The sequence below is a fragment of the Pseudomonas sp. 2VD genome (assembly GCF_005503585.1).
In the GTDB taxonomy this organism is placed as follows: domain Bacteria; phylum Pseudomonadota; class Gammaproteobacteria; order Pseudomonadales; family Pseudomonadaceae; genus Pseudomonas; species Pseudomonas aeruginosa.
This window is the reverse complement of record NZ_SCND01000305.1, coordinates 1-7,302: the sequence shown is the minus strand read 5'-3', so window position 1 is coordinate 7,302 and position 7,302 is coordinate 1. Positions and strand designations below refer to the sequence as shown.

Here is a 7,302-nt window from a genome sequence, read left to right as displayed (position 1 = left end):
TGATGATGGTTGGGGAGGGGCAGAGGGGTTGTAGAGAGGGTGAGGCGCCTGCGAAGCGCAACGGTTCGGCCAGCGAGGGCAGCGGAGCGGCGCAGGACAGGGCGAGCAGGACGAAGGAGGCGCGGAGCATGGAGTCCTCGGGGCGACGGGGCCTGTCAGGATAGGCCAGGTCGCCACGGCGCAGGACGTCGGTCTTCGTACAGAATGTGTCCGCCGCGGGCAGCGGTTTCAGCGCACCTGGATCGCGCAGGAAAAGCTTTCCGCCGGTTCCGCGTCCTTTTCCCAGGGCCGCCGGTAGACCAGTTCCAGGCGGTCGTCGCCGCTGGCGGCGACGCGGAAGCGCCAGGTCGATTCGCCGCCGCTGCCAACCAGGCCGCTGTCTTCTTCGGAATTGCTGTAGACCTCCGGGCCAAGGCGCTTGAGCACACTGGCGGCGGGGTTGCGCAGTTCCCAGCGGAAGCCGGTGGTGGGATTGCTCGGCAGGGTCAGCACCAGTTCCTGGCCTTGCGTCAGCTTCAGCGGCGAACAGTCGTCGGCGTCGTCCAGGGTGACCACCGGCTTCTGTTGCCCGGCGCAGCCGGCCAGGACCACGATGGACAATGGCAGCAGCAGACGGGAGGGGGAAAAGGACATGCAGCGCTCCTCGGCTCGAATGGAAAGGGCGCCAGCATAAACCCTGCCGGCGCCCGAGCGCCAAGGTTGGCACGGCGGATGGCCGAACCGGTCGGCCATCCGCCGCCGGCTCAGGCCGGGAACAGCACCTTGGCCACGTCGCCGTAGCGCTTGGCGAAATGCACGGTCAGCCCTTCCTTGAGATAGTCGGGCAACTCTTCGAAGTGGCCGCGGTTGGCTTCCGGCAGGATCAGCTCGAAGATCTTCTGCCGGCGCGCGGCGATCACCTTCTCGCGGACCCCGCCGATGGGCAGGACCTGGCCGGTCAGGGTCAGTTCGCCGGTCATCGCCACGCCTTTCTTCGGCACCTGGTTGCGCGCCAGGGAGAGCAGGGCGCTGGCCATGGTGACGCCGGCGCTGGGGCCGTCCTTGGGCGTGGCGCCTTCCGGCACGTGCAGGTGGACGAAGGCCTGGTCGAAGAAGGTCGGGTCGCCGCCATACTTCTTCAGGTGCGAGCCGATGTAGCTATAGGCGATCTCGGCGGATTCCTTCATCACGTCGCCGAGCTGGCCGGTGAGCTTGAAGCCACGGTTCAGCGTGTGGATGCGGGTCGCCTCGATCGGCAGGGTGGCGCCGCCCATGCTGGTCCAGGCCAGCCCGGTGATCACGCCGATCCCGGAAAGCACCTGCTCGCTGCGGAACACCGGCATGCCGAGGTAGTCCTCGAGGTCCCTGGGACCGATCTTCACCTTCGACTCGGGATCCTCCAGCAGCTTGACCACCGACTTGCGCACCAGCTTGCCGAGCTGTTTCTCCAACTGGCGCACCCCGGCTTCCCGCGCATAGCCCTCGATCACCGCACGCAGCGCGGCATCGCTGATGCTCAGGCGGCCCTTGGGCACGCCGGCCTTTTCCAACTGCTTGGGCCACAGGTGACGCTTGGCGATGGCCAGTTTTTCCTCGGAGATGTAGCCGGACAGGCGGATCACTTCCATCCGGTCGAGGAGCGGTCCGGGGATCGAGTCGAGGGTGTTGGCGGTGCAGACGAACAGCACCTTGGACAGGTCCAGGCGCAGGTCCAGGTAGTGGTCGAGGAATTCGACGTTCTGCTCCGGGTCGAGGGTTTCCAGCAGCGCCGAGGCCGGGTCGCCCTGGTAGCTGGCGCCGAGCTTGTCGATTTCGTCGAGCATGATCACCGGGTTCATCACCTCGACTTCCTTCAACGCCTGCACCAGCTTGCCGGGCAGGGCGCCGATGTAGGTGCGGCGGTGGCCCTTGATCTCCGCCTCGTCGCGCATGCCGCCGACGCTGAAGCGGTAGAACGGCCGGCCGAGGCTCTCGGCGATGGATTTGCCGATGCTGGTCTTGCCCACCCCCGGCGGGCCGACCAGGAGCACGATGGAACCGGCGATCTCGCCCTTGAAACTACCCACGGCGAGGAATTCGAGGATGCGATCCTTGATGTCGTCGAGGCCCGCGTGATGCTTGTCGAGGACCTTGCGCGCATGCTTGAGGTCGAGCTTGTCCTTGCCGTACACGCCCCAGGGCAGGGCTGTGGCCCAGTCCAGGTAGTTGCGGGTGACGGCGTACTCGGGCGAGCCGCTCTCGAGGATCGACAGCTTGTTCAGCTCTTCGTCGATACGCTTGCGCGCCTGCTCGGGCAGCACCTTGCCTTCCAGGCGGGCGCGGAATTCGTCGGCGTCGGCGCTCTTGTCGTCCTTGGTGATGCCCAGCTCCTGCTGGATGATCTTCAACTGTTCCTTGAGGAAGAATTCGCGCTGGTGTTCGCCGATCTTGCGGTTGACCTCGGCGGACAGCTCCTTCTGCAGGCGCGCGACTTCCACCTCCTTGCGCAGCAGCGGCAAGACCTTCTCCATCCGCTTGAGGATCGGCACGGTGTCCAGCACTTCCTGCAGTTCGCCGCCGGGCGCGGTGGTCAGGGCCGCGGCGAAGTCGGTGAGCGGCGACGGGTCGTTGGGACTGAAGCGGTTCAGGTAGTTCTTCAGTTCCTCGCTGTACAGCGGGTTGAGCGGCAGCAGCTCCTTGATCGCGTTGATCAGGGCCATGCCGTAGGCCTTCACTTCGTCACTGGGATCGATCGGGGTCTTCGGATAGTCCACCTCCACCATGAACGGCGGACGATGGCGCTTGATCCAGCCCCGGATACGCACCCGCGAGAGGCCCTGGGCGACGAACTGCAGCTTGCCGCCCTCGCGCGAGGCATGGTGCACCCGGACCAGCGTGCCGTGCTCGGGCAGGCTGTTGACGTCGAAGTGGCGCGGGTCTTCCGGAGGATTGTCCATGAAGAACAGGGCCAGCGAATGGTGGTCGGTCTTGGCCACCAGTTCGAGGGTTTCCGCCCAGGGTTCTTCGTTGACGATCACCGGCAGCACCTGCGCCGGGAAGAAGGGGCGGTTGTGGATCGGGATCACGTAGAGGGTGGTCGGCAGGGTCTGGCCGGGCAGCACCAGGCCGGTGCCGGCGGGCTGCGCGTCGCTGATGTGTTCGGGATTAACGTCCTGGTCGCTCATGAGGCACCTGACTGACTGAAACATGAGAGTCTAGATGGGGCCCCGGGGGCGGGTTTCAATCCCTGTCCGTTCAAGGATGTTGCCGAAGGTTTCCACGCAGTACGCGGTACGCGGGTACCACTTGCGGCAAGGTGCTGGGCAGCGTCGGGCAAGTCGAGTAGAGTGCGCAAAAATTGAGCAGTTGCCGTTGATGTTCGACACCCGCCTCATCCGTCTGCCCGACAAGTCGCACACCCACGCCCACGAGCATCACCAACTGGTGATGTCGCTGGCCGGGCGCGCCGAATTCGAGGTCAACGGCTGTGGCGGGGAAGTCTGCCGGATGCGCGCCTGCCTGGTGCCGGGCGAGGCGGGCCACGTGTTCGCCGGGGTGGGCGACAACCGCATGCTGATCATCGACCTGGGCGAGGACAACCCGACCCCGGAAGACCCCGACCTGCTCGCGCGCCTGTTCGAGGCGCCGCGCTACCCGACCCTGGACGCCGACTTCCAGAACCTGCTCAGCTACGCCGGCGCCGAACTGGCCCGCTACGGCAGCGACCCGCTGCTGACCCGTGCCCTCGGCGGAGTGCTGATCCGCGCCCTGCACCTGCGCCTGTTCGGCAAGCAGCAGCCCCTGGCGGCCAGCGGGCCGCTCGACCTGGAGCGCCTGGACGCGCATATCGTGCGGAACCTGGCGCGGCGCATCACGGTCGCCGAACTGGCCCAGGTCGCCTGTCTCAGCCCGAGCCATTTCCACGCGCAGTTCAAGGACAGCGTCGGCCTGACCCCGCACCAGTACCTGCTCAAGGTCCGCCTCGACTGCGCCGCGCGGTTGCTGCGGGAAAGCCGCTTGCCTCTGGTGCGGATCGCCGAGGAATGCGGCTTCTCCAGCCAGAGCGCGCTGACCACGGCGATGCGCCGCTACCTGGGGCTGACGCCGAAGTCGCTGCGCAAGGGCTGAGCGCCGTCCGCCACCTTCGGCGGATAACCGCAGGCGGTTATTCGCCCTACCGGCAGGAGTCCATATACGGATAACGGCGCGGACGTCATCCGCCGAGCGAATTCGTCCCGCACGGCCTGTCTCAGAACGCCACCTTCACCCCCGCCTCGATGCCGCGTCCCGCCGCCGGCACCCGGTCGCGCAGGATCGAACTGGCGTAGCGCACGGTCTGGTTGGTCAGGTTGGTGCCCTTGACGAAGGCCAGCCAGCGGCTCTCGCCGAGGTCGAAGTTGTAGCCGAGGCTGGCGCCGAGGGTGGTGTAGCCGTCGGTGGAGAGTTCTTCCTCCGGCACGCGGTGCTGCGAGGCGGCGTGTTCGACGTCGACCCGCGCCTGCCACTGCTGCAACTCCCAGATCAGCGCGGTGTTCAGGCGTAGCGGGGCGATGCGTGGCAGCGGTTCGCCGGTGTCCTTGTTCTTGGCGCGGGTGTAGTCCCCGGAGAGTTCCAGGTCGAAGTTGCCGTACGGGCTTTCCAGCAGGTGGATGCGGTCCTGCGCCTCGACGCCGTAGAAGTCCGCGCGAACGCCGCTGTAGAGGTATTCCGGCAGCGCCTCGTCATCGCTGGCGGCGACCACTTCGCCTTCCTCGTTGCGATGGCGACCGCTGGCGAGCAGGCCGATGTAGTTGGAGAAGCGGCTGTAGAACACCCCAACGCTGCCCTTGTGCACGCCGTTGTCGAAGCGCAGGGCGAGGTCGGTGGAGACCGCCTTTTCCTTGTCCGCGTCGGCATCGCCTACCTCGTAGGTGCCGGTGGCGGCGTGCGGACCGTTGGCGTACAGCTCGTAGAAGGTCGGTGCGCGCTCGGTGTAGCTGAGGGTGGCGGCCAGCGACCAGATCGGCGTCAGCTTGTACACCGCGCCGGTGGACAGGCTGCCGGTGGTGAAGCTCTGTGAACCGTCGTTCTCGGCGAAGCGCTCGTTGCCCTTGGCGTCGGGGTCCACGCGGGTGTGCTCCAGGCGGGCGCCGAAGCTGAGGTCGAGGCGGTCGCTGAGCTTCCATTCCTCCAGGGCGAACAGCGCGGCGCTGTCGGTTTCCGTGTGCGGCACGAAGGCTTCCTCGCCGAGGGCGGAGAAGCGGCTGTTGGCGAACTGCGCGCCGACCACCCCGTTCAGCGGGCCGAGCGGGCGGTGGCGGGCCTCGATGCGGCCTTCGTAGCCTTCGTTCTTGAAGGTGGTGCCGGTCTCGCCGTCCTCGATTTCCTTGTGCTCGTACTTGGTATAGGCGGCGTCCAGCTTCAGCGAGGTGAACGGGCCTTCGAGGTCGCGGATCTCGGAGGCGAAGGCGTAGCGGTCCTGCTGCATCTTCAGGCGCACGTCGTCCTCGGCCGGCGAGCCATAGTTGCTGTCGTAGCCGCTGTAGGAGAGGCCGGCGTAACCGTGCTCCCAGTGATAGGAGCCACCGACGGCGCCGCCATCCTGGCGGCCGTCGCTGTTCTGCACCCGATGCTTGCCGGTGTCGCCGTCGATCTGCCGCTGGCGGCTGGAATGGGCGTAGCCGGGAATCCTGACGTCGTTGAACTCGCGGCTGGCGGCGTCCACGTGCAGGGCGAAGTTGCCGTCGCCGGCCTCCAGTGCGCCGGAGCGGCTACGGGTGGTGTCGGCGCCGCCGTAGCGCAGTTCGCCGCTGCCGTGGATGCCGTCGACGGGTTCGCTGGGGATGCGGTTGTCGAAGCTGTTCACCACCCCGCCGATGGCATTGCCGCCGTAGAGCAGGGCGGCCGGGCCGCGTACCACTTCCAGGCGCTCGACGCTGTTGGGGTCTTCCGGCACCGCGTGGTCGTAGGACAGCGACGAGGCGTCGAGCGCGCCGACGCCGTTGCGCAGCAGGCGGATGCGGTCGCCGTCCATGCCGCGGATCACCGGTCGGCTGGCGCCCGGTCCGAAGTAGGTGGAGGACACCCCGGGCAGGCCGTTGAGGGTTTCGCCGAGGCTGCCTTTCTGACGCAGGGTCAGCTCGTCGCCTTCGAGCACGCTGCTGGGCGTGGCGGGAGATTCGTTGCCCAGTGGGTTGGCGGTGATCACCTGGGAGGGCAATTCGCTGGGGCGGCCGTCGGCACCGAGCGTTTCCCCCGAAACGATCAGGCAGGCCAGCGCCAGTGGCGTGAGAGGCCAGAGCGGACGGGAAGGGAAAAGGCCGGAAGAGGACATTGCGGGCTCCATGGTCATGGGTCGGACTTTTTTCAGGCCAAAACGAACCCAGGCCCTTCCCGGAGGAAGGGCGATGGGGTCGGATCGGCGTATTTATTGGGATGTTATATTATTTCTTTTTGTGTCGATAGACCCGCGTAGCCACTCTGCATGGCGTCGTGCCGACGAGCAGCGGCAATGTCCGCATGCCTGCCGGCGAAGAGGAACGGGAAAGTTCCGCGGCCAGGAGTTTTCCGCAAAAACTCCAGAGTCTTTCGCAAGAATCGCCCCTCTCGCAGCCACTACATTCCGCTATCCGCTGGTGCCTCGCGCCGGCGGAATGGGCCTGACCCATACTGATCCGTATTCCCGCGCCACAGGACGTGCCGCGCCGCCGGCACAACCCGTCGGCGGCGGTGCCCCGGGCAATGGACGCCTGGCCGGACTTCTTTCAATAACAATGGCTCCACAAGAGGAGGGCGTGATGTTCAAAGCCAGTCACGTCTTGCAGGGCGAGGACCAGACCCGGTCCGCAGCCGAATTCTTCCCTGTCATCAGCGCCAACTACGCGGTCGACGAGGAAGCCTACCTGGGCGAACTGCTGCAGCTCGCCGACCCCGGTCCCGACGGCATCGAGGCTATCCGCCGCAACGCCCGCGCACTGATCGAAACCGTGCGCAGCCGGGACAACGCCGTCGATACCCTCGACGCACTCCTGCGCCAATACAGCCTGGACACCCAGGAAGGCCTGATGCTGATGTGTCTGGCCGAGGCGCTGTTGCGTGTGCCTGACGCGGCGACCGCCGACGCGCTGATCCGCGACAAGCTGTCCGCCGCCGACTGGCATCGCCATCTCGGCCAGAGCGACAACGTTCTGGTCAATTTCGCCGCCTGGGGCCTGGTGATGACCGGCAAGGTGGTGAACATCGACGAACGCACCTCGCCGACCCCGGTCCCGACGGCATCGAGGCTATCCGCCGCAACGCCCGCGCACTGATCGAAACCGTGCGCAGCCGGGACAACGCCGTCGATACCCTCGACGCACTCCTGCG

At 66.6% G+C, this 7,302-nt stretch carries 4 protein-coding genes and 2 pseudogenes; 2 read left to right on the top strand and 4 right to left on the bottom strand.

Translation table 11 applies throughout. The features are described from left to right. The 3 genes and pseudogenes from FFS27_RS34105 to lon all read right to left on the bottom strand — a co-directional run. Window positions 1-130: pseudogene (locus FFS27_RS34105) on the bottom strand (hypothetical protein); the annotation flags it as partial. 98 nt (window positions 131-228) lie between these two features. Beyond that, window positions 229-633, bottom strand: a complete 405-nt coding sequence (locus FFS27_RS25115) for a protease inhibitor I42 family protein (RefSeq protein WP_003085581.1) — start codon at window positions 631-633, stop codon at window positions 229-231. 110 nt (window positions 634-743) lie between these two features. Further along, window positions 744-3,143 carry an endopeptidase La gene (gene lon / locus FFS27_RS25110; RefSeq protein WP_003085583.1) on the bottom strand — a complete coding sequence of 800 codons (2,400 nt, stop codon included), beginning with the start codon at window positions 3,141-3,143 and terminating at the stop codon, window positions 744-746. A gap of 190 nt (window positions 3,144-3,333) precedes the next feature. Between lon and FFS27_RS25105 the strand changes: the two genes are divergently transcribed. Continuing rightward, window positions 3,334-4,086, top strand: coding sequence for an AraC family transcriptional regulator (locus tag FFS27_RS25105; RefSeq protein ID WP_137952269.1), 753 nt, complete (start codon window positions 3,334-3,336; stop codon window positions 4,084-4,086). A 121-nt stretch (window positions 4,087-4,207) separates the two neighbouring features. On the opposite strand, the gene FFS27_RS25100 is transcribed toward FFS27_RS25105, so the two are convergent. After that, window positions 4,208-6,271: a TonB-dependent receptor gene (locus tag FFS27_RS25100; RefSeq protein WP_003085587.1), complete on the bottom strand. Its 2,064-nt coding sequence runs from the start codon at window positions 6,269-6,271 to the stop codon at window positions 4,208-4,210. Between the two features lie 463 nt (window positions 6,272-6,734). On the opposite strand from FFS27_RS25100, the pseudogene FFS27_RS25095 reads away from it, so the two are divergent. Then, window positions 6,735-7,223: pseudogene (locus tag FFS27_RS25095) on the top strand (bifunctional proline dehydrogenase/L-glutamate gamma-semialdehyde dehydrogenase PutA); the annotation flags it as partial. Between the last annotated feature and the right edge of the window lie 79 nt (window positions 7,224-7,302).

Bases quoted from the DNA above. Each gene is read 5' to 3' on its own strand.
- lon (WP_003085583.1), bottom strand. From the start codon at position 3,143: ATGAGCGACCAGGACGTTAATCCCGAACACATCAGCGACGCGCAGCCC.
- FFS27_RS25105 (WP_137952269.1), top strand. From the start codon at position 3,334: ATGTTCGACACCCGCCTCATCCGTCTGCCCGACAAGTCGCACACCCAC.
- FFS27_RS25100 (WP_003085587.1), bottom strand. From the start codon at position 6,271: ATGTCCTCTTCCGGCCTTTTCCCTTCCCGTCCGCTCTGGCCTCTCACG.
- FFS27_RS25115 (WP_003085581.1), bottom strand. From the start codon at position 633: ATGTCCTTTTCCCCCTCCCGTCTGCTGCTGCCATTGTCCATCGTGGTC.